Genomic DNA, 21,428 nt, shown 5'->3' on the forward strand with positions numbered 1-21,428 from the left:
CGGCTCGCATCTCGACGGGCCCGGCTCCGGGCCGCCGCTAGCGTGGACGGATGGAACCGCGCCTCCTCGACCGACTCGCCGCCGACGCCTGGCCGCCCCTCGAGCGCCGCGCGCTCGGCGGCTGGCAGCTGCGCGCGGCCGGCGGCGTCACGAAGCGCGCCAACTCCGTGCTCACCTCCGGTCCCGTCGAGGACGTGGACCAGGCGATCACCGCAGCGGAGGAGTTCGCGCGCGAGCAGGGGATCCCGCCGCTCTTCCAGCTCGGCCCCGCGACGCTCCCCGCCGACCTGCCCGAGCGGCTCGCCCGCCGCGGCTACGCCGGGCACGAGCGCACCCTCGTCCTCACCGGCTCCGTGACGGAGGCGCTCGCCGCGCTCGGTCCCGCCGCCACGGAGGCCGCGGAGGCGGTCGAGACGACGGAGGCGCCCGGTGAGGAGTGGCTGTCGCTCTGGTGGTCGGTCGACGGCCGGGGCGGCGACGCCGAGCGCGGGATCGCCGAGCGGATCCTCGCGGGCTGCGACTCCGCCTACGCCCTGCTGCGGGACGGGAGCGGCCCCGCCGCCTGCGGCCGGCTCGCCTGGGCGACCGCCGAGGACGGCGAGCCCTGGTGCGGCCTGTTCGCCCTGGCCACCCGCCCGGACGCCCGCCGCCGCGGCCACGCCGCCACGCTCCTCCGCGCCCTGCTCGAGCAGGCCGCCGCCCGAAGCGTCGACCGCCTGTGGATCCAGGTGCTCGCCGACAACCCCGCCGCCCGCCGCCTCTACGCGTCCCTCGGCTGCCGCGAGTCCTCGCACTACGACTACTGGCGCCCCTGACCGTCCCCTCCCTCCCGCGAGATGCCACTTGTGCACGCGACACGCCGTGAAACGTGTGCACATCTCGCGGAAGGGATCAGCCGGCGACGACCGCGCGCGCCACGGACTCGGCTCGGGCAGCGTCGCCCGTCACGAGCACCCGCCACCACGTGTCGTCGGCCAGCACGTCGACCTCGCACGAGCCGCCGCCGCAGCCCGAGAGCGCGCGGTCGCCGAGACCGTCGAGCGGAGTCAGCGTGACGGCGAGCCCGGTCGTCAGGGAGAGGTTGCGCCAGCCGTCCTCGCCGTTCGGCAGCACGTCGACGCTCAGACCCGCGTAGCTGCTGCTGGTCGCGTCGGTCCAGGTGCACGAGGCGTAGCCCGTGCGGGCGGCGGCCGCGGCGGAGGCGGTCGACGGAGCGACGCCCTCGGTCCCGCTCCCCGGGGTCGCGTCCACGAGCCCGGCCGTCGCGGCCAGCTGCTCGCCGGTCAGCACCTCGGCGCAGACGGGTGCGGTGGCGGTCACCGGCTCGTCCAGCCGACCGCCGGCCGCCGCGGCGGTCGCCGTGGCGAGGGCCGCGAGGTCGGCGTCGGCCGGCGAGCCGGTCAGCGCGAGCGTCACCCACGTCGAGCCCGTGAGCAGATCGACGGAGCAGACCTCGACCGAGCAGGCGCTGTAGGCCTCGACGTCGGTCGCGAGTCGCGTTCCGCCGGAGAGACCGGCCGCGGCGAACGCGTCCGCGGCGTCCTCGGCGGCCGAGGCGGTGATCGACGCCGTGCCGTCCTCCTCGTACCAGGCGCAGGTCAGCAGCCCGCCGTTCTCCTGCGCCGACTCGCGGATCAGCTCGGCCGAGGAGCGCACCGTCTCGTCCCGCGTGCCCTCGAGCGAGCCGGCCGCGATCCCGAGGGCGCTCGACGCCCGCGCGACCGGCAGCAGGGCGTCGCAGTCGAGCCGGGCCGCCGAGGAGCGGCTCGGGGTCGGCGACGCGGAGGCAGGAGGAGTCGCAGAGGCGGTCGCGGACGCCGTCCCGCTCGCCTCCGGCTCGGCCGCCGTGCAGCCCGCGAGCAGGCCGGCCGCGACGAGCAGCGCCGCCCCCGCCCCGACGGCGCGCGCCCTCACGCGGCCAGCTCGCGCTCGATCGCCGCCGTGAACGCGTCGATGTCGTCCTCGCTCGTGTCGAACGAGCAGACCCAGCGCACCTCGCCGGTCGCCGGGTTCCAGTCGTAGAAGCGGTAGGCGGCGCGCAGCCGGTCCGCGACCCCCGCCGGCAGGGTCGCGAACACCGCGTTCGCCTGCGTCGGCTGGGTGAAGGCGAGCCCGGCGATCCGCCCGGCGGCCACGGCCTCGTCCAGCTGCGAGCGCAGCCGTGCCGCCATCGCGTTCGCGTGCCGGGCCGAGCGCAGCCAGAGCGGCTCCGCCTCGCCGTCCTCGCCGAGCATCGCGAGCAGCTGCGCCGAGAGGAAGCGCATCTTCGAGGACAGCTGCATGTTGGTCTTGCGGAGGAACGTCAGCCCGCTGGACGCCTCGGGGTCGAGCACGACGATCGCCTCGCCGAGCAGCATGCCGTTCTTGGTGCCGCCGAAGGACAGCACGTCGACTCCGGCGTCGCTGGTGAAGGCCCGCAGGGGCAGCCCGAGAGCCGCGCCGGCGTTCGCGATCCGCGCTCCGTCCATGTGGAGCCGCATCCCCCGTTCGTGGGCCTGGTCGGCCAGCGCGCGGACCTCCTCCGGTGTGTAGACCGTGCCGAGCTCGGTCGACTGCGTGATCGAGACGACCAGCGGCTGGGCGCGGTGCTCGTCGCCGAAGCCCCAGGCCTGCTCGTCCACGAGCGCCGGCGTGAGCTTGCCGTCGGGGCTCTCGACGGTGAGGATCTTGATCCCGCCGACCTTCTCGGGGGCCCCGCCCTCGTCCGAGTTGATGTGCGCGGTTCCGGCCGAGACGACCGCCCCCCAGCGGGGCAGCATCGACTGCAGACCGGTCACGTTCGCCCCGGTTCCGTTGAAGACGGGGAAGGCCTCGGCCTGCTCGCCGAACTCGCGGCGGAAGACGCGCTGCAGCTCCGCGGTGTAGACGTCCTCGCCGTAGGCGACCTGGTGGGCGCCGTTCGCCGCGGCGATCGCCGCGAGCACCTCCTCGTGCACGCCGGAGTAGTTGTCGGAGGCGAAGCCGCGGAGGTCGGGATCGTGCAGAGCGCTCATCCCCCCATCCTCGCAGCCCGCCGCGGATCGATCCTGGTGGCGGGCGCCGTCGCTCCCTGTGTTTCCGGCATGTGAACGGACCGTCCTCTGAAAGCCGATTGCCGTCAAGAAGTTGGTATCGCGTGGGAGGCAGGCCACTCTTGTCCTATGCGCATGGACACTTCGGGGGCGGTCCGCGACATGCCCGCCCCTCCCGGGGTGGACGAGATCGCGGCTCGCTTCGGCGATCCCGTCCTCGCGTTCGCCCCGCAGCCCCGCCTCGAGGAGTTCGCGGCGGCGCAGACCATGGCGCTCGGACGCTTCGTCGAGATCTCCCTCTCCTACTCGTTCTTCAAGAATCCGCGCAACCGGGCCGACCCGGTCAACCACGTCCCGCTCACCCCGGAGCAGAAGCGCGCGATCGAGCGCGCCGAGAACGACCACCTCCCGCCGTGGATGGTCGATCAGGTCACGCGGATGCGCTACCCCGTGCTGTGGGAGGCGGTGCGCACCTCCGTGCCGATCCCCGCCGAGCGCAGCCGCCCGCTCGAGTCGCGTCTCGCCGCGCACATGGGCGACGTGCTGAGGAACACCTTCCCGGGTCGCGTCCGCACCCGCCGCGGCGGCATGCCGGTCGTCGCCGCCGCCCTGCGCGACGAGGACGTCGTGCGCGGAGTCCCGGTCGTCGTCGACGGTGAGGCGCTGCGCGGCTACCGCGTCGACACCGACCCCGACGTGGTCGCGATCGGCGCCCGGGTCGACGGCCGCTACATGACGGTCGTGCTCGATCGGAAGATCGCCCCCGACATCCGCATGGAGTTCGTCCGTCGAATCCCGCCACGTCCGGCCCCGGCCCAGCCTCGGCGCTGACGCCCGAACGGACGCGATCGGGCTCGGCAGCGGGCACGATCGGATCTCTGCGGCGCGGTTCACCCCTGCCCGGCGAGGCTGTCCCGCCAAGCGCGCGCCGAGACCTTGACGCCGTCGAGGAGGCGCAGTGCGGCGCTCATCGAACGACTCATGGGGCGCAGATGCCGCGACAGGTTGCCCAGCAGCGCGAGCTGCTGATCGAGCCCGCTCGCGCCGGGGACGTCGAGAGCTCGGACCAGGCCGTCCAGAATCTCGAACAGCATGCGCTTGGACGCTTCGTCGGGCGTGCCGCTGAGGAGGAAGACCAAGCGCGATACATCGCTGTCCACGCCCTGCCACACCGCACCGAGTTCCTCCGCCGCGTGGTCGAGTCGTGCCACGGGCTGCTCCAGCTCCGCCCCGATCTCCGACAGGGCTCGCGCAGTCGCGTACGTCGGTCCGGTCCGGAGCGGAGGCCGACCGGAGAACACGGCACTGATCGAGGCGATCGCATCCTTCAGGCCGGAGGCCGCGCGCTCGATGTCTGTCCGACTCGCCTCCAGGGATTCCAGGGTCTCGAGAAGGTCGCGGTCCTCGTCGGGGTCCTCTCCACGCTGAGTGAACGTCTCCGTCCTGTCCTTGGCCACGGTCGCGACAGCGATGCGGAGCCGCTGCGTCAGCTGGTCGAGCACGGTGTCGTACTCGACACTTCCCGGTTCGAGCAGCCGGAAATCTGTGGCCGCAACCCACTGCGTCTCTTTGATCACTGACCAGACCGGGTCCTTGTCGGACATCACGCCGCTCGCCGAGGGATCCACCCAGATGAGCGGGAGGAGGACTTTCTGCCCGGGATCCGCGGTCGCTGCCCGCCGGAAGTCCAGGAACTCCTCCCGGCAGGCGGCGCTGCTGAGGTAGCGAGGGGTCACGAAACTCAACAGGAAGGTCGTCGTGCTCGCCTCTGCTCTGAGGCGCTGTCGCCAGTTCTCCCCCCAGGAGATGTCGTCGCGGTCGATGAAGAGACGGAGGGAGCCGCCCGTCAGGAACTCGTAGCGGTCGGCGAGATCTTTGGCGAAGGAGATCATTCGCCCGCGCGAGCTGGCGTCGTCTGCGTGGACGTGACTGATGAAGATCGAGGCGTCACTTCCGACGATCGGATCCGGCACAGTGACGACCTCTCTCTCTGAGATGCGAGCATCGCCGGCCCTGCCGAGCGGATGGGATCCGTCGAGGACGGCCAGGGGGAGCCCCCAGATGTTCTCTCGCAACCGGATGACCTCGGGGCCGTTGTGGAACACGAAGCCTCTGTGCAGTCCTCGTCCCTCACCGAGAGCGATGAGTCCGGCGATGTCCCGCTCGTGGACCGAGCGTGACGCCTTGATCTCGACACCGACGGTGCGATCGAGTTCGTCGATCATCACGAGATCGACCTCTCGCCCTCGTTTCTCCGCTGGACGCCAGTAGAAGGCGCGGATCTCGTGGTCGGACCAGCCGGCCGCGGTCGTCAGCTGGTTGACGACATGACTTTCGAGAAGCGCTCCGAGTGCTTCACGGTCTTGACGGAGATCGACTCCGGCTCGGGTCATCGATTCCACGGCGAAGGACGTATCGACCGGGTGGATCTTCGCGCGCGAATGGGATTGGCGTGGCGGCGCGGTGGCGAGGTTGGGGAGGTGATGAGTGAGGAAGACCCGCTCGAAGACTCCGAGATAGCGATCGATCGTTCGGCGGTCGAGATCGAGCTGCTGAGCGAGGCGACTGGCGTTGAAGATACCGCCCGGTGTGCGCATGAGACCGTCCAAGGCGGCGCGGGCGGCAAGAGTGTCCACTCCACGGCCGGCGAGTGCCTGATCTGAGAGCAGGCCTTCGATGTCCGACCGCAGGTCCAGCGAGAGGTCGCGCCGTGTCCTGATGACATCGGGGACGACGTAGGTGGGGAAGCCTCCCCTGGTGAGCCGATCGAGGAGCGTCGACTCGTCGAGATCGGTGCGCCCTCCTGCAGCGATCTCTGCATCGAAGAGGAGGTCGACGATCGAACCCTCCTGGCCTCCGATCTCCCACTCCGTCAGCGGACCCATGCTGAACCGGCGGGAGCGTCGCGTGAGGGCGTCGGCGCCGCCGAGTCCGGTCCGAGCGATGGACGCTGAGCCGGTCAGGACGACTCTCGTGCCCGCGCCGGGAATCTCGTCGACGAGCTCCTTGACCAGGAGCGGAAGCGCTTCGAGCAGTTGCGCCTCGTCGATGATCGCGGGGAAGGTGAGGCCTCGCAGCCAGCCGCCCGGGTCGGAGGTCGCTCGGCGGAGCACTGAGGGGTCGGCGAGCGAAGTGTAGGAGAAGCCCCGCTTCTGGAGAACGCTGCGCACGAGAGTGGTTTTGCCGACGGCCCTCGCTCCCTCGAGAACGACGACCTTCGCATCGGAGGAGAGAAGGGCATCTCCAAGCAGCCGGGGAATGAGAGACATGGCAAAAATGTACATCGTGTGTATACATTTTTGTACATGAGTCGCAAAACGGCGGTCCGGCTTCGCCGGTAGCGTCAGGACCGCCCCGGCACCGCGATCCCGTGCTCGTAGGCGAAGACGACGGCCTGGATGCGGTCGCGGACGCGCAGCTTCATCAGGATCTTGGACACGTGGGTCTTCACGGTGGCCTCGCCGACGTAGAGCTCGGCGGCGATCTCGGCGTTGGACGAGCCGCGGGCCAGGTGCACGAGCACCTCGCGCTCGCGGTCGGTGAGCTCCTCGATGCCGGGGTGGACCTCGGCGCGGGCCGGCGCCGTCGCGAAGCGCTCGAGCACGCGGCGCGTCACGTCGGGTGCGAGCATCGCGTCGCCGCGGGCCACGACCTGCACGGCCTCGACCAGCTCCTCCGGCGACGCGTTCTTCAGCAGGAAGCCGCTCGCTCCGGAGGACAGCGCCTCGAAGAGGTAGTCGTCGCGGTCGAAGGTGGTCAGGATGAGGACGCTGGAGCACAGGCGCGGATCCTTGACGATCTCGCGGGTCGCGGCCAGGCCGTCCATGCCGGGCATCTGCACGTCCATGCAGATGACGTCCGGGCACAGGTCGGAGGCCCGCTCGATCGCCTCGATCCCGGTGCGGGCCTCGCCGACGACGACGATCCCGGGCTCGGACTCGAGGATGGTGCGGAAGCCGGCACGGACGAGCTCCTGGTCGTCGACCAGCAGCACCCGGACATCGGCCGTCATGCGCGCCCCCCGCTCGCTCGCTCCCGGCGCCCCCACGACACCTCGGACGACGCTACCTGCTCCCCGGACCCCGCGCGGACGCTCGTCAGAGGGACGCGCGCGCGCACCAGGTAGCCGGATCCGCTCGGGCCGGTCTCGACCGTGCCGCCGACGGCCGCGGCGCGCTCGCTCATGCCGGTGTGCCCGAGCCCGCAGGACGTCGCGGCGACGGGATGCGCGCCCTCGCCGCCGTCGTCGGCGACCTCGAGCTCGACCGCGTCGTCCAGGTAGCGCAGCCGCACCTCGGCGGTGGCCCCGCGGCCGGCGTGCTTGCGCACGTTGGTGAGCGACTCCTGCGCGATCCGGTAGAGGCTGAGGCCCACGGTCGCCGGGATGTCCCGGGGTTCGCCGATGGTGAGGAACACGGCGGGCAGTCCGGAGCCGGCCGCGGCGAGGACGAGCTCCTCGAGCTGCGCCACCCCGCGGGTCGAGGCGGCGTCGGTCAGCGGGTCGAGGGCGGTGTCCTCGGCGCGGAGGGCGATCAGGATGCGGTGCAGCTCCTCGATCGCGGATCGCGCGTCGCTCTCGATGGCGCTGAGCGCCGTGGCCGCCCGCTCCGGATCGCGCGCGAGCACCCGCCGTGCAGCCCCCGCCTGCACGCCCATCACGCTGACGTGGTGCGCGACGACGTCGTGCAGCTCGCGAGCGATGCGCAGCCGCTCGGACGACACCGCCTGGCGCGAGGAGCGCTCCCGCTCGTCGTCGAGCTCGGCGGTGCGCGCCTCGAGCGCCTCGAGCCGCCGCGCCGACTGCCAGGACGCGTCGCCGAAGACGTACGCGCTGCCGAAGTAGAGGAGGTTCGCGACGACGGCCAGCGCCGACTCCGCGACGTAGGGCGGGAGCAGCCCGGCCGACTCCTCCGCCGGGAGCGGGCTGCTCACGGGGGCGCCGGTCGCGAGGGTGACGATCAGCCAGCCGAGCATGCCGACGGCGATGACTGTGCGGACGACGAGCGCCAGGCGCCGGTCGCGGCTCCAGGCGCCGACCGTGTAGAGCGCGAGGTAGAGGCAGATCTGGTTGAACAGCGACTCCGGCACCTGGAGGATCAGCCCGAGCGCGTAGACCGCGGTGAGAGCGACCGCCACGGTCGACGGGAAGCGCCGGCGCAGGGCGAGCGGGAGGGTCATCGCGAGCGCCCAGAGCGTGCTCACGGCGGGGTGCGCGGCGTCGGTGAAGCCCGCCGAGGCGTAGAGCGCGACGGAGACGAGGGTCGCCACCAGCAGGACGCCGGCGGCGACGGCGTCGCGGACGTAGGCGGAACGGGTCGGCGCTCGCCGAGTCCAGCCCGCATCGAAGGGGTCGGCAGCGACGGCGCCAGGAGGCATGCGCCCCACGCTAACCGACGACGGTCGGGCGGGCCGCCGCGCGAGTCGCCGCATGACGCTCCTCCCCTTCTGGTCGAGTCGCCACCGCCCATGCTGGTCGAGTAGCCCCGCAGGGGCGTATCGAGACCCGCCGGCCTCAGCAGTGCGGGTCTGCAGACTCGCGTTCTGACGGTGGATCTCGATACGCCCGCTGCGCGGGCTACTCGATCAGCAGGGGCGGGGCCGCTGCGCGGGCTGCTCGATCGGCACGGGCGGGGCCCTCTGCGCGAATCACGCGATCTGTCAGTCGCGCCCGGTGATGCCCGCGGTCGACGCGATCACGTCGCCCATCTTCCTGCCGAGGGCCTCGTAGAACATCGACAGCGGGAACTCGTCGTCCAGCACCGCGTCGGTCAGCCTGCGCGGAGCGCCGAGGAGCACCTCGTCCGGCAGCCCGCGCGCCCAGGCGGAGGCGGGGTGCGGCGTCACCGTCGCCGCGACCAGCGCGTAGGCGGCGAGCCAGTGCGCGGTCTTCGGCCGGTCGATCGAGCGCCAGTAGAGCTCGTCGATGGCGTCCGAGAGGGCGACGACGACGTCCGCGACGCTGTCCCACTCGAAGGCGAGCCGGGTGTCGGTCCAGTGCAGGACGCCGTGCTGGTGCAGCCAGGCGAAGAGCAGCTGGCCGCCGAGCCCGTCGTAGTTGCGCACCCGAGAGCCGGTCAGCGGGAAGCGGAAGAGCCGGTCGAAGAGGATCGCGTACTGGACCGTGCGCGCCCGCGCCGCGAGCGCCTCCTCCTCGCCGTCGCGCTGCTCCTGGCCGGCCAGGCGCCGCTCGATCGCGACCGACTCGCGGAACGCGGTCAGATCGCAGCGCAGCTCCTCGAGCGAGTAGAGGAAGAACGGCATCCGCTGCTTGATCATGAACGGGTCGAACGGCAGGTCGCCGCGCATGTGGGTGCGGTCGTGGATGAGGTCCCACATCACGAAGGCCTCCTCCGCGATGTGCTGGTCCTCGAGCATCCGGCGGGCGTCCTCCGGCAGCTCGAGCCGGGTGATCTCCGCGGCAGCAGAGACGACGCGGCGGAAGCGCGCGGCCTCGCGGTCGGCGAAGATCGCGCCCCAGGTGAAGGCGGGGACGGCGCGCATCGCGACGGTCTCGGGGAAGAGCACGGCGCTGTCGGTGTCGTAGCCGGCGGTGAAGTCGACGAAGCGGACCGGCACGAACAGCGCGTTCGAGTAGTCGCCCGCCTCGAGCTCCGCGACGAAGCGCGGCCAGACGACCTCGACGAGGACGGCCTCGACGTGGCGGTCGCGGCTGCCGTTCTGCGTCAGCATCGGGAAGACGACGAGGTGGCGCAGTCCGTCGATCCGGTCGAGCTGCGGCTGGAACGCCTGCAGCGAGTCGAGGAAGTCCGGGACACCGAGGCCGTCGGCGCTCCAGCGCTCGAAGTCGACGACGAGCGCCTCGAGGTAGGCGGCGTCGTGCGGGAAGGCGGGCGCGAGGGCGCGGATCGCGTCGACGAGGCGCTCGATCTCGGCGCGGGCGTCCTCGAGGCGGTCCGGGTCGGCCAGCGAGCCGTCCTGCGCCTGGAGCGGCTGCAGTGCGGTGGCCGCGGCCTTGAGGCGGAGCCAGGCGCGAGAGGTCTCGACGCGGTCCTCGACGACCTCGGGTTCTCCGACGACGGTGCTCTGCACGAATTGCGACATGGTGATCCTCCTCACGCTCGTATAACCGGGTGGCTCGGGCCGGATCCGGCCCATCCCCGAGCGTATGGGCCTCGGCGCGCGCTTTTCTTGCGTGGGCCCGGAGCGAATCGGCGAGGTCGGCGATCACGGCGCACGACTCCGCCGAAACGGCCCTCTCTGCGCGGATCGACGGCCGAATCGGCGTGCGGTACCAGCCCGCGACCAGCCTTTTCGCAGGTAGCACCCCCCGTCCGGGGCTAGATTCGCAAGGTTCACGCCAAGGCTCCTCCAAGGGGTCGAAGATAGTGCGGACATCACGGCCGCGATCACCCGGCGGCCATCCGATCGACCTGCGACTCCGAATCCCTGGCGGAGCGGCAGGGCGTCGGTCCACCTTCAAGAGGAAGGATCGGATCGCGTGACGGGACCCGAACCCGGAAGCGACCACAGAACAGTCAGCATCGATCAGCAGTCCGAGACCCTCCGCCTTCTGCCCTGGCCGCAGGCGGACGTCACCGCACTCCGCAGCGACCTCGCGGAGTCCGGGGAGCGTCTCGAGACGGAAGACGAGTTCCTCGACCGGCACGACCGCTACCTGCGCGGTTGGGCCGAGGGGAGCCGGTTCTTCTACGCGATCGAGCTCGACGGGCACTGCGTCGGCTCCATCGGCTATTGGTACGGCCACTCGCGTGGCGCACTCGCCTACGAGACGGGCTGGAGCATCGCTCCCGCTGCCCGTGATCGCGGCGTCGTGGCGCGCTCGGTGCGCCTGCTCCTCGAGGAGGCGGCGGCGTTCCCGCTGCCGCGCTTCGTGCACGCGTACGTCCCCGCGGACGACGTCGAGGACAGCGCGATCTGCGTCGAGGCCGGCTTCGACCGCGTCGACGTCGTGGAGGCCGGCGACCCGCCCGTCCTCTACGCCGACTGGGCGTTCGACCTCGCCGACGTCGCGTAGGAGCGGCGCGCTCGCGCCGGCGACGGGCCGATCATGCTGATCGAGTAGCCCGCGCAGCGGGCGTATCGAGATCCACCGTTCTGCAGAGTGCGGGGTCTCGATACGCGCTGCGCGCTACTCGACCAGCATGACGGCGCGCTGTCGCGCCCGTTCTTCACGCGTTCCGCGATCGAAGCGCGCGCTGTCGCGCCCGTTCCTTGCGAGCTTCGCGACCAGCAGGGTTGCCGGGATGTTCACGCGTCTCGGCCGCGCTGGGCCCGTCCATGCTGATCGAGTAGCCCGCGCAGCGGGCGTATCGAGTTCGGCTCTCCTGCAGAACGCCGGCGCGACACGCGCTGCGCATTCCTCGAGCAGCAGGAGCGCCGGTCGTGACGCGCCACGGTCGACATCGCGACCCCGCGTTCCTATCATCCATGTATGGGTGCGACGCGGACGGCTAAATCGACGGGGCTGGCTGGGCTATGAGCGCCAGGGACGGGGATCTCCGACCGATCTCCTCGCTCGTCGTCGCAGCCGGCGATGGCGTCGTCGCCACCGGTCGGCTGAAGCGAGTGGCCGGGGGACTCCGCCTTGCCGCAGTGGGCGCCGGCCTCTACGACATCGTCGTCGAGCAGGCGGCGCCGAGCGTTCCGCTGACTCTCGAGTCCGCTCCCGCCGGCGTCGACGTCGTCACGGTCGAGGGCGTCTGGCGGGGTGGAGGAATCACCGAGGCCCGCATCGTCCCGTTCCGAGGGCCGGTGCGATTCCCGGACGCTCTCGGCGACCGTGCCGAGCCTCCTCTCGTCACCGGCGGCCGCACGACGAGAGCGGAAGTCCTCGCGGTGGACGTGATGGCTGTCGTCGACGGTCTCCGCGAGTCCGGGCTCGTGTCCTACGTCGCCCACTGCGACGAACGCGGGTGGTTCGGAGTCGCGAGTGCCACCGATCCGGAGCCGGTCCGCCGCGGTCTCCGCCGTGTCCTGGGCGACTCCTTCCTGGCGGTTCATTCCCCCTGGGGACTCCAGACGCTCGACGCCATCGACCGCATCTTCGAGAGCGACGGCGTCGGCCGGGAGACCCTCCACATCGGACGCTTCATCGATCCACGCGGCCGCCTCCGCTCCAGCGCACTGGTCCGCTTCGTCTCTCCCGCGCTGGCCCGCGCCCTCGGGGACACAGGCGCCGGCGCTGCGGACCTCGCCGCCTGGATCGCTCCGACCTCGTCCGGCCTCTGACGACCGCCGCGTCAGAGGCCGTCAGGCGCCGGCCACGGGCGAAGCGCGGCGAGGAACTCCTCGGGCCGCGGGAGGGCGGCTCGATCGCGGTCCGCCGGGGCTTCTCCCATCGCCGTCGACTGGGTGTTCGACCTGGGCGTCATGGCGTCGGAGCGGCGCGCCGCATCACCGAGCACATCGGGTGCGATGCGACGCTCCGCGCCATCGCGCCCCGTCGGTCGCCGCGGAGCTACCATCCCCGGATGGTCAGGAGCATCTCCCCGGGCGCCCGCGCGCGAGCTGCTGCTGCGCTCGTTCTCGCTGTGTCGGGGCTCCTCGCCGGGTGCGCGGACACACGAGTCGAGGAGGCGAGGCCGGTCGACGGACCAGCGTTCTCCGGCCCCTGGGCGGCGGAGTTCCGCTCGCACTTCGACGACGCCGCGTCGGACTTCGAGCGTGGCGTTCTCGCTGACGGCGAGATCACCGACCAGGAGTACTCGGAGATGACCGGCCGCTTCTCGGGCTGCCTCGAGGCCGCGGGGTTCGACTTCTCCGGTTTCGGACGCGACGGCTCCTACTCCGCCACGCCACTCTCGCCCGTCGATCCCGACACGTCTCGGCAGGTCACCGACGACTGCGGAGTCGAGTCGGGCGAGCGGACCATCGGCGCCCTGTACACGTGGATCACCCGGAATCCGGAGAACGTGGACGAGGCGTCGATCATGGTCGACTGCCTGCACCGGAAGGGCCTCGTCGACGCCGGCTACACCGCTGAGGACTGGACCCGCGAGAACGCGGTGTCCTCGCTGCCCGTCTCGATCCCGGCCGATCGCAAGGGCGAGTACGAGGAGTGCGCCGGCGATCCGCTGGGGCTCGTCGATGGCTGAACCGGTCCGGACGTGAGGCCGTCGCGGGCCGCCCGCGTCTCGCTCGGCGTCGTCGTCGCGGTGCTCCTCGCCTCGGGTGGCGCGGGGGCGGCGCTGCTCCTGGTGACGCCGACGGTTCCCGCGAGCCTGGCGGACTCGTCCGGTCCGGAGACGGTGCCCGTCCCGTTCGAGGAGTTCGCCGATCCGCGCCAGGTCGAGGCCGGGTTCGAGCGGGCACCGGACGTGTCCCTCGTGTCCGCGACGGAGGGGCTGTTGACGGCCTCGTCCTGCCGCGCGGGCGGAGTGCTCTCCTCGGGCACGTCGTCCCTCGCGGTCGACGGCGCGCCCGTGCTGTCCCTCGCGACGGCGACGCCGCTCTGGCGCGACCTCGTGAAGGGCGACAGGGGTCCCGACGTGCGCGCTCTGCAGGAGGAGCTCGTCCGCCTCGGCTCCCCGCTGGTCGCCGACGGGGTCCTCGGTGACGGTTCGATCCGCGCGATCGAGCACCTCCTCGAGGAGGCGTCGGGGGAGGACGAGCAGCTCGCGGCGATCCCGCGGTCACGGCTGCTCTGGATCCCACGACCGACGGTCACCACGGCCTCCTGCGGGCTCTCGGTGGGCGGCCCGGTCGAGCGGGGGAGTGCCGTCGCCGTCGTCGCCGGTGGGATCGCGGCGCTGCGTCTCCCCTCCGTCCCGGCGGACGTCCTGCCGGGCGAGCGGCGGCTGCTCGTGGACGACGCGGTGCTGTCGCTCTCTCCGGAGGGCGCGGTCACCGCCGAGGCCGATCTGCGATCGTTCGCGGCCACGGAGTCCGCCCGGTCGGCGCTCGCGACCGAGGGCACGACGACCGTCCGCGCGGAGTACGTGCTCGCGAACCCCGTCCGAGTCGGAGTGGTGCCACCGTCCGCCCTCTTCGCGCTCGAGGGCGAGCACGGTTGCGTCCTGGCGGACGGCTCCCCGGCCCGCGTCGAGGTCGTCTCCTCGGAGCTGGGCCGCTCGGCGGTCGTCTTCCCCGACGGGGAGGAGCCGGCCTCGGTCGCGGTCCTGCCCGGAGCGCGGAGCTGCGGGTGAGGGTGCACGGGCTCGGGCACCGCTTCGAGCGCGGCCCCTGGCTCTTCCGCGGGCTCAGTGCGGACTTCCGGGTCGGCGAGACCTGCGCGGTCGTCGGTCCGTCGGGGTCCGGCAAGAGCACGCTGCTCGCGCTCCTCGCCGGCTGGGTGGAGCCGACCGAGGGCGGCGTCGATCGGGTTCCCCACGAGCGGATCGGCTGGGTGTTCCAGAACCCGCACGGCGTCGCCCGGCGGTCGGCGCTCGATCACGTCGCCCTGCCGTTCCTCGCCGGAGGGGTCTCCGGTGCGGAAGCCGATCGTCTCGCGGCCGCTCTCCTCGACCGGTTCGAGCTCGGGCACGTGGCCGACCGCGCCTTCCGCGAGCTCTCGGGCGGCGAGGCCCAGCGGCTGATGCTGGCCAGGGCCCTCGCGGCGCAGCCTACCCTCCTCCTCATCGACGAGCCGACCGCCCAGCTCGACCAGCGGACGGCGCAGACCGTGAACCGGGCGATCGCCGAAGCCGCGACGCCCGACTGCGCCCTCGTCGTCGCGACGCACGATCACGGCACGCGCGACTCCTGCACGACGGCGCTGGACCTCGCCGCGCACTCCGGAGGCGGGGAGTGAGATTCTCGAGCCTGGTCCGCGAGGCCTGGCGCAACGTCTCGACCGGCACCTCGCGTGCGCTGCTGCTCTGCGCGTGCGTCCTCCTCGTCGCTCTGCCGATCCAGATCGCGGACCTCGCGGTGACGCGGCAGCACGTGCGGGAGGCGGAGGCGTACCAGCGGGCCGGCGCCTCCGTGCAGACGCTCGCCGCGCCGGGTCGGATCGACGGGGAGGCGTGCGCGGCGCTCGCCGGCTCGGCGACGGTGCGGGCGGCCGGAGCGGTCCGCGCCGCCACGCCCGATCTCGTCACGGCCGTGCTGCCCCGCTCGCCGATCCCGCTCTTCGAGGTCACCGCGGGCGTCCCCGAGATCCTCCGAGCCGCGGCGGTGCCCGGGACCGGCGTGGTCCTCGGACCCGAGGCCGCGGACGCCGTCGGGCGCGGCGGCGACCTCGCGCTCGCCGGCGGCGGCTCGGTCGCCATCCGCGGAGGCTACGACTATCCGGACGACGGGCGGCGCCGCGGCTTCGGCTACGCGGCCCTGGCGGGTGCTCCGGCCGGCGAGCGGCCCTTCGACGAGTGCTGGATCGACGCCTGGCCCCAGAGCGAGAGCGTCCGGGCCCTCCTCCTGACGACCGTGCTGCTCGGCGAGAGCGCCCCCGAGGATCCGGCGCCGGTGCTCGCACCGCTGAACTCGCGCCTCGGTGCGGCCTTCGACGGCGGGGCTCGCAACGCGGACCGGGTGACGCTCGCCGCCGGGCCGCTCGCGGGACTGCTCGTGCTCGCGGCGTGCTGGGCGGTGACGGCCCTGCGCCGGGTCGAGCTCGCCTCGGCCCTGCACTCGCGGGTCCACCGGGTCGAGCTGCTGGCGGTCCTGCTGCTGGAGTCGCTCGCGTGGCTGATCCCGGTCGGCTCGGCGGGCCTCGCCGTCGCCCTGTTCTTCTCGAGCACCGGTCCGCCCGTCGACGCGGCGGCGACCCTGATCCAGGGCCTCCGGACGCCGGCCGTCGCCGTGCTGTCCGCGGCGACGGGCGTCGTCCTCGGCGTGCTGACGACCCGCGAGAGGCACCTGTTCCGCTACTTCAAGAACCGCTGACGGCGTCGCGGGTGCGCCACCTTCTGCAGGGGGTGGGGTCTCGATACGCGCTGCGCGCTACTCGACCAGCATGTTGGCGCGCTGTCCCGCCAGTTCCTTGCGGGCTCCTCGACCAGCAAGGGTGCGGAAACGTTCACGCATGCTTGCCGCGCTGAGCCGATCATGCTGATCGAGTAGCCCGCGCAGCGGGCGTATCGAGATCCACCAGCGTCAGACGTCGAGTCTGCCGAGCCGGCCTGCTGAAGTCGGTGGGTCTCGATATGCCCCTGCGGGGCTACTCGACCAGCATGAGTGTGCGCCGTCGTGGGTGCGTCCGCCGGGGCGGATCGCTGGCGGCCTCGTGTCAGAGGCCGTGGGACGCCAGCCACGGGCGCAGCACGGCGAGGAACTCTTCGGGTCGCTCGACGCTGGGGAGGTGGGCCGCGTCCTCGAAGACGTGGGCGTCGGCGCCGGGCACGGTCGCCGAGAGGAAGGCGTGCACGGGGAGGGACTCGGAGACGTCGTGGGCGCCGACCATCGCCAGCGTCGGCACGGCGATGTCGACGACGCGGTCGTAGGCGGGCGGCTCGATCGCGGTCGGCCGCGGCTTCTCGCCCTCGTGGCCGGCGCGGCCGCGGGCGAGCTCTCGCACGGTCTCGACGAACGCGGGGTCCAGCGAGGCGGGATCGCGGTCGGGGCCGAACGCCCACAGCTCCGCCTCCATCCGCGCGACGCGCTCGTGGTCGCCGGCGGTCAGCACCGCGTCGATCTCGTCGAAGCGGCGGTCCTCCTCCTCGGTGAGGTCCGGGTACGGGAAGCCGCCGACGCCGGGGGCGATCAGCACCAGGCCGGTGACGCGGTCGGGGTGCTCGAGCGTGAGGTCGAGGACGAGCGAGCCGCCGCGCGAGCAGCCGATCACCGTCGCGCGCTCGACGCCGAGGTGCTCGAGCACGTCGAGGGCGTCCTGCCGCGGGTCGAACTCGACGTCGTCCGTCCGGGTCTCGCCGAAGCCGCGGGTGTCGTAGCGGATGACGAGGTGGTCCTCCGCGAGCGCGGGGACGACCGGGTCCCACATCCGCAGGTCGGTGATGCCCGCGTGCACGAGCAGGAGGGCGGGGGCGGAGGCGGGGCCGTCCGACTCCCAGTGCAGGGTCGCTCCGGGGACCTCGAGATGCGGCATGCGCCCACCGTAGGCCCGGCCCCGCGACGGGGCAACGGGCGGCGCCTCCTAGGCTGGACGCGGCGCGCCGACCCGCGCCGACGATCCCAGCCCGCGAGCCGCCCGGCTCCGCCGACGAGACGGAGGACGCCGTGGAGGGAGTGCTCACCGGGTTCGCGATCATCGGGACGGTCATCGCGGTCGGCTACCTGATCGCCCGGTTCGGCCTGGTGCCGCCCGAGGGCCGCGCCGTCCTCACCCGCATCGCCTTCTTCGTCACCACGCCGGCGCTGCTGTTCACGGTGCTCGCCCGCGCCGACGTCTCGGTGCTGTTCTCCTCCTTCCTCCTGGTGTCGCTGATCACGGTCGCGATCGTGGCGGTCCTCTATCTGGTCGCGTCGCGGCTGTTCTTCCGCCGGCCGGTGCCGGAGACGGTGATCGGCACCGCAGCCTCCTCCTACGTGAACGCCAACAACATCGGCCTGCCGGTCGCGATCTACGTGCTCGGCGACCCGCAGTGGGTCGCGCCGACCCTGCTCCTCCAGCTGCTGCTGCTCGCGCCGACGATCCTCACCGTGCTCGACGTCTCGACGAGCGGGCGCGCCTCCGTCACAGGCATCCTCACCCAGCCGCTGCGGAACCCGATGATCATCGCCTCGGCGCTCGGCCTCGTCGTCTCGGTCACGGGAGTGCAGCTCCCGGCGCCGCTGCTCGAGCCGTTCTCGATCATCGGCAACGCCTCGATCCCGCTGGTGCTGATGGCGTTCGGGATGTCGCTGCGCGGGCAGCGGCCGCTGGAGCCGGGGCCCGGGCGGATCGAGGTCGCCGTCGCCTCGCTGCTCAAGACCCTGGTGATGCCCGCGACCGCCTATCTGCTCGGCCGCTTCGCCTTCGCGCTCGACGCCGAGCACCTCTTCGCGGTGACCGTGACGGCGGCGCTGCCGACCGCGCAGAACATCTTCAACTTCGCCTCCCGCTACGACCGCGGCGTCGCCGTGGCGCGCGACACGGCCCTGGTGACCACCGTCACGGCGGTGCCCGTGCTCATCGCCGTGTCCCTCCTCCTGGGTTGACGACGGCGCGGATCGACCGCCGTCCGCGGGCGGGCTTCGCTTAGGCTCTCTCGAATGAGCACCACGACGACCTCCTCTCGCCGCGCCTCCGGCACCCCTCGCCGCAGCCGACGGGGCCTCTGGATCACCCTGACCGTCCTGCTGGTCCTCGTGATCGGCGCGGTCGTCGCCGCCTTCCTCGCGGTGCAGACCTACGAGAAGGCGATGACGGTGCGCGCCAAGCTCACCTCCGCCATCCCGCTGGTCTCGCAGGTCGCCGACCAGCTCACCGGCTTCGACACGGCGGGCGCGGAGTCGACCGCCGGCCAGATCGCCACGCTCACCGGCGAGGCGCGCGACGAGACCGACGACCCGGTGTGGCGGGTGATGGAGATCGTGCCCTTCCTCGGCCCGAACCTCTCCGCCGTGCGCGCCGCGACCGAGATCGCGGACGACGTCTCGGGCAAGATCGTCACCCCGCTCTCCTCCACCTCGCTCGACGTCCTCAAGCCGGTCGACGGCAAGGTCGACATCGCCGCGATCACGGCGCTCTCCGACAAGATCACCGTCGCCAAGGGCGTCGTCGACGAGGCACAGGCCCGCGTCGAGGGGATCGACCGGGGCGCGCTCGTGCCGCAGGTCGCCTCCGCGCTCGACGCGTTCGCCCCGCAGCTCGAGACGGCGACCAGCGCGATGGACCAGGTCCAGCCGATCACCGCGATCCTCCCGGACGCCCTCGGCGCCAGCGGACCGCGCAGCTACCTCGTGCTCTTCCAGAACCTCGCCGAGGCGCAGGCCCTGGGCGGCGGCGCCTCCTCGGTGATGCAGCTGAACGTCGACGGCGGCGCGATCACGGTCGGCACGCAGCAGTCGAGCCAGGACTTCCGCGGGCTGCAGTCGGTCACGGTCGACCAGAGTGCGCTGGACACCTTCGGCGGCAACCTCGCGACCACGTTCAACGTGTCCACCAGCCGCCCCGACTTCCCGACCGCGTCCTCGATCGCGACGCAGTTCTGGGCGCAGAAGTTCCCGGAGCAGAAGATCGACGGCGTGCTCGCGATCGATCCCATGGCGCTGCAGTACCTGCTCGCCTCGACCGGGCCGGTGACGCTCTCCGACGGCACCGAGCTGACCAGCGAGAACACCGTCTCGACGCTGCTCAACAAGGTCTACTTCCGCTACTCGGACGCGACCGTCGCCGACGCGACCGACGCGTTCTTCTCCGAGGCCAGCGCCACCGTCCTCGGCAAGATCCTCGGCGGCGACATGGAGCCGTCGAAGATGCTCCCCGCCGTGGTGAAGGCCGTCGGCGAGAGCCGGATCCTCGCCTACAGCACCGACCCGGACGAGCAGGCGCTGCTCGCGCCGACCCCGATCGCGGGCGTCCTGCCGACGGACAACGACGACACCTCGACCACCGGCGTGTTCTTCCAGGACGCGTCGATCGGCTCGAAGATGGACTACTACCTCGACACCGCGGTGACCCAGTCGAGCACGAACCGCTGCGCCGCCGGCGGCACCAGCTTCTCCACCCAGGTCACGCTGACGAACACCATCTCCGAGAAGGTCGCGCGCACGCTGCCCAAGTACGTGGCGGCGAACGGCGGGAACCGCTTCCCGCTCGGCGATTTCGTCACCAACGTCTACGTCTACGGCCCTCCCGGCACCACGACTTCGTCGGCGCAGGCCTCCTGGTCCGACCCGCTCGGCGGCGCGGCCAGTGTCCTCGAGCCGTCCGAGGACCTCGGGCGTCCGGTCGCGCGCGTGGCGGTCCAGCTCGCTCCCGGCGAGTCGACGACGGTGACGGTCGGCTTCACCGCCGCGGACGCCGCCGCGACCTTCGGCGAGCAGGCCGTCCGGGTCACGCCGATGATCAACAAGACCGAGGTCACTCTCGCGGACGACCCGACCTGCGCCGGCTGACCGGCGCTCCGGCCGCGGCTCCGCGCCGGCTCAGGCCAGCGCGGAGCCGGGGATCGAGCTGGTGACGAGCCAGGACGCGAGGAACGCGGTGCCGACGCAGAGCACGAAGGCGACGATCGGGATCCAGAACACCCGGCGGCCGACGAGGTAGCGGATGATCGTCACGCCCACGGCGATCAGCGTCAGGATCGGCGGGCCGATCAGGGCGAGCGAGACGCCCCAGTCGATCCGGTCGTAGTCGCAGGCGATGTTCTGCCCCTCGCACTGGCCGGGGAAGACGGCGAGGATCGCGGCGAGGTAGCCGAGCACCACGCAGAGCAGCCCGAGCGCGAGGCAGCCGAGGACCGAGAGCACCAGGTCCCAGCGACGGCGCAGCGGCTTCCCGGCGGCGAAGGTCTCGCGGACGGAGCGGTACGCCTCGGTGCGGAACTCGTCGTGCGCGCGGGCCACGGCGGGGCGGCTCGCGGCGGCGCGCTCCGCCGTGGAGGGGCGCCGCGGGGCCGAGGGGCGCTGGGCGCTCGAGGGCTGCTCGGCCCGGGCGCGCTTCTTCTTCGAGGAGGCCACGGTCAGAAGATCATCGGGCGGTCGTCGTCGAGCGAGGTGTCGAGGTCGAGATCGACCACGACCGGCACGTGGTCGCTCGGGGCGTCGCCCTTGCGCTCGTTCCGGTGGATCGAGGCGCCGGTCACCAGGTCGCCGAAGGCGCGCGAGCCGAGCACGAAGTCGATCCGCAGGCCCTCGTTGCGCGGGAAGCGCAGCTGCTTGTAGTCCCAGTAGGTGTAGCCCTCGGGGACGAGCGGGCGCACGACGTCGTGCAGGCCGGCGGCGGTGAAGGCCTCGAAGGCCGCGCGCTCCTCGGGGGAGACGTGGGTGGAGCCGGGGCCGAGCGTCGGGTCGCCGACGTCGCTGTCGAGCGGGGCGACGTTCCAGTCGCCGACCAGCGCGAGCGGCAGGTCGGGCTCGGCCGCGAGCCAGGCGCGGGTGCTCGCCTCGAGGGCCGCGAACCACTCGAGCTTGTAGTGCCAGTGCGGGTCGCCGACCGCGCGGCCGTTGGGGACGTAGAGGCTCCAGACCCGCACGCCGTCGACGGTCGCGCCGATCGCGCGCGCTTCGAGCGGGAAGGAGCCGTCCGCCGCGGGCTCCTTGGCGAAGCCGGGCATCCCGGGGAACCCGACCTGGACGTCCTCCATCGGCAGGCGGGAGGCGATGCCGACGCCGTTCCACTGGCTGAGGCCGACCATCTCGACGTGGTAGCCCGCCTGGGCGAAGGCCTCGTGCGGGAACTGCTCGGGCTTGCACTTGAGCTCCTGCATGGCCAGCACGTCGACGTCCTCGCGCACGAGCCAGTCGACGACGCGGCCGGTGCGGGCCCGGATGGAGTTCACGTTCCAGGTGGCGATGCGCATTCCGGAAGTCTAGGAGCCGCCGCCGACAGCTTCCCCGCACGGGGGCCGGGCGCGCGGTCTCCTCCTGCCGACCGATTGCGGAACCGGTGTCGGT

19 protein-coding genes are annotated in these 21,428 nt (G+C 72.3%); 10 read left to right on the forward strand and 9 right to left on the reverse strand.

Features of this window, described 5'->3' with window-relative positions:
• The first annotated feature begins 50 nt into the window (after window positions 1–50).
• Window positions 51–815, forward strand: a complete 765-nt coding sequence (locus EDF36_RS19205) for an N-acetyltransferase (RefSeq protein ID WP_123734247.1) — start codon at window positions 51–53, stop codon at window positions 813–815.
• A gap of 76 nt (window positions 816–891) precedes the next feature.
• Here the strand turns inward: EDF36_RS19205 and EDF36_RS19210 are convergent, their stop codons facing one another.
• Window positions 892–1,914, reverse strand: coding sequence for a hypothetical protein (locus EDF36_RS19210; RefSeq protein WP_123734248.1), 1,023 nt, complete (start codon window positions 1,912–1,914; stop codon window positions 892–894).
• On the reverse strand, window positions 1,911–2,993 hold the full coding sequence (locus tag EDF36_RS19215; RefSeq protein WP_123734249.1) for a low specificity L-threonine aldolase: 1,083 nt from the start codon (window positions 2,991–2,993) through the stop codon (window positions 1,911–1,913). Before EDF36_RS19215 ends, EDF36_RS19210 begins: the two co-directional genes overlap by 4 nt.
• Window positions 2,994–3,146: 153 nt before the next feature.
• Between EDF36_RS19215 and EDF36_RS19220 the strand changes: the two genes are divergently transcribed.
• Window positions 3,147–3,842, forward strand: coding sequence for a hypothetical protein (locus EDF36_RS19220; protein ID WP_133963572.1), 696 nt, complete (start codon window positions 3,147–3,149; stop codon window positions 3,840–3,842).
• A 59-nt stretch (window positions 3,843–3,901) separates the two neighbouring features.
• Here the strand turns inward: EDF36_RS19220 and EDF36_RS19225 are convergent, their stop codons facing one another.
• The 4 genes from EDF36_RS19225 to EDF36_RS19240 form a co-directional block, all read right to left on the reverse strand.
• Window positions 3,902–6,280: a DUF4143 domain-containing protein gene (locus EDF36_RS19225; protein WP_185020570.1), complete on the reverse strand. Its 2,379-nt coding sequence runs from the start codon at window positions 6,278–6,280 to the stop codon at window positions 3,902–3,904.
• Window positions 6,281–6,354: 74 nt separating this feature from the next.
• Window positions 6,355–7,023, reverse strand: coding sequence for a response regulator transcription factor (locus tag EDF36_RS19230; protein ID WP_123706238.1), 669 nt, complete (start codon window positions 7,021–7,023; stop codon window positions 6,355–6,357).
• Window positions 7,020–8,387 (reverse strand): sensor histidine kinase, encoded by a 1,368-nt coding sequence (locus EDF36_RS19235; RefSeq protein WP_123734250.1) that lies wholly within the window; start codon window positions 8,385–8,387, stop codon window positions 7,020–7,022. The genes EDF36_RS19230 and EDF36_RS19235 overlap by 4 nt, the downstream gene beginning before the upstream one ends.
• Before the next feature lie 282 nt (window positions 8,388–8,669).
• Window positions 8,670–10,073 carry a DUF6421 family protein gene (locus EDF36_RS19240; protein ID WP_123734251.1) on the reverse strand — a complete coding sequence of 468 codons (1,404 nt, stop codon included), beginning with the start codon at window positions 10,071–10,073 and terminating at the stop codon, window positions 8,670–8,672.
• 397 nt (window positions 10,074–10,470) lie between these two features.
• On the opposite strand from EDF36_RS19240, the gene EDF36_RS19245 reads away from it, so the two are divergent.
• The 6 genes from EDF36_RS19245 (at window position 10,471) to EDF36_RS19270 (ending at window position 15,815) form a co-directional block, all read left to right on the forward strand.
• The gene (locus EDF36_RS19245; RefSeq protein ID WP_185020571.1) at window positions 10,471–11,007 is read left to right on the forward strand and encodes a GNAT family N-acetyltransferase; all 537 of its coding nucleotides are present in this window, start codon (window positions 10,471–10,473) and stop codon (window positions 11,005–11,007) included.
• A gap of 461 nt (window positions 11,008–11,468) precedes the next feature.
• The gene (locus tag EDF36_RS19250; RefSeq protein WP_123734253.1) at window positions 11,469–12,221 is read left to right on the forward strand and encodes a hypothetical protein; all 753 of its coding nucleotides are present in this window, start codon (window positions 11,469–11,471) and stop codon (window positions 12,219–12,221) included.
• Between the two features lie 242 nt (window positions 12,222–12,463).
• Window positions 12,464–13,087, forward strand: a complete 624-nt coding sequence (locus EDF36_RS19255; RefSeq protein ID WP_148060105.1) for a hypothetical protein — start codon at window positions 12,464–12,466, stop codon at window positions 13,085–13,087.
• A 12-nt stretch (window positions 13,088–13,099) separates the two neighbouring features.
• Complete coding sequence (locus EDF36_RS19260; protein WP_123734255.1) at window positions 13,100–14,137, forward strand: peptidoglycan-binding protein; 1,038 nt, start codon at window positions 13,100–13,102, stop codon at window positions 14,135–14,137.
• Window positions 14,134–14,742: an ABC transporter ATP-binding protein gene (locus EDF36_RS19265; RefSeq protein WP_260300811.1), complete on the forward strand. Its 609-nt coding sequence runs from the start codon at window positions 14,134–14,136 to the stop codon at window positions 14,740–14,742. The genes EDF36_RS19260 and EDF36_RS19265 overlap by 4 nt, the downstream gene beginning before the upstream one ends.
• On the forward strand, window positions 14,739–15,815 hold the full coding sequence (locus EDF36_RS19270) for a hypothetical protein (RefSeq protein ID WP_123734256.1): 1,077 nt from the start codon (window positions 14,739–14,741) through the stop codon (window positions 15,813–15,815). Before EDF36_RS19265 ends, EDF36_RS19270 begins: the two co-directional genes overlap by 4 nt.
• Window positions 15,816–16,158: 343 nt before the next feature.
• On the opposite strand, the gene EDF36_RS19275 is transcribed toward EDF36_RS19270, so the two are convergent.
• On the reverse strand, window positions 16,159–16,974 hold the full coding sequence (locus EDF36_RS19275; RefSeq protein ID WP_123734257.1) for an alpha/beta fold hydrolase: 816 nt from the start codon (window positions 16,972–16,974) through the stop codon (window positions 16,159–16,161).
• A 131-nt stretch (window positions 16,975–17,105) separates the two neighbouring features.
• Here EDF36_RS19275 and EDF36_RS19280 point away from each other — a divergent pair, with 131 nt between their 5' ends.
• Window positions 17,106–18,026, forward strand: a complete 921-nt coding sequence (locus EDF36_RS19280) for an AEC family transporter (RefSeq protein WP_123447139.1) — start codon at window positions 17,106–17,108, stop codon at window positions 18,024–18,026.
• A 54-nt stretch (window positions 18,027–18,080) separates the two neighbouring features.
• Window positions 18,081–19,928 (forward strand): DUF4012 domain-containing protein, encoded by a 1,848-nt coding sequence (locus tag EDF36_RS19285; RefSeq protein WP_123734258.1) that lies wholly within the window; start codon window positions 18,081–18,083, stop codon window positions 19,926–19,928.
• A gap of 30 nt (window positions 19,929–19,958) precedes the next feature.
• Here EDF36_RS19285 and EDF36_RS19290 read toward each other — a convergent pair whose 3' ends face one another.
• Together EDF36_RS19290 and EDF36_RS19295 are read right to left on the reverse strand one after the other, a co-directional pair.
• The gene (locus tag EDF36_RS19290; protein ID WP_123734259.1) at window positions 19,959–20,492 is read right to left on the reverse strand and encodes a DUF6264 family protein; all 534 of its coding nucleotides are present in this window, start codon (window positions 20,490–20,492) and stop codon (window positions 19,959–19,961) included.
• A gap of 2 nt (window positions 20,493–20,494) precedes the next feature.
• Window positions 20,495–21,334, reverse strand: coding sequence for an exodeoxyribonuclease III (locus EDF36_RS19295; RefSeq protein ID WP_123706017.1), 840 nt, complete (start codon window positions 21,332–21,334; stop codon window positions 20,495–20,497).
• Window positions 21,335–21,428 lie beyond the last annotated feature (94 nt).

The sequence above is a fragment of the Rathayibacter sp. PhB152 genome (genome assembly GCF_003751395.1).
Classification (GTDB): Bacteria; Actinomycetota; Actinomycetes; order Actinomycetales; family Microbacteriaceae; genus Rathayibacter; species Rathayibacter festucae.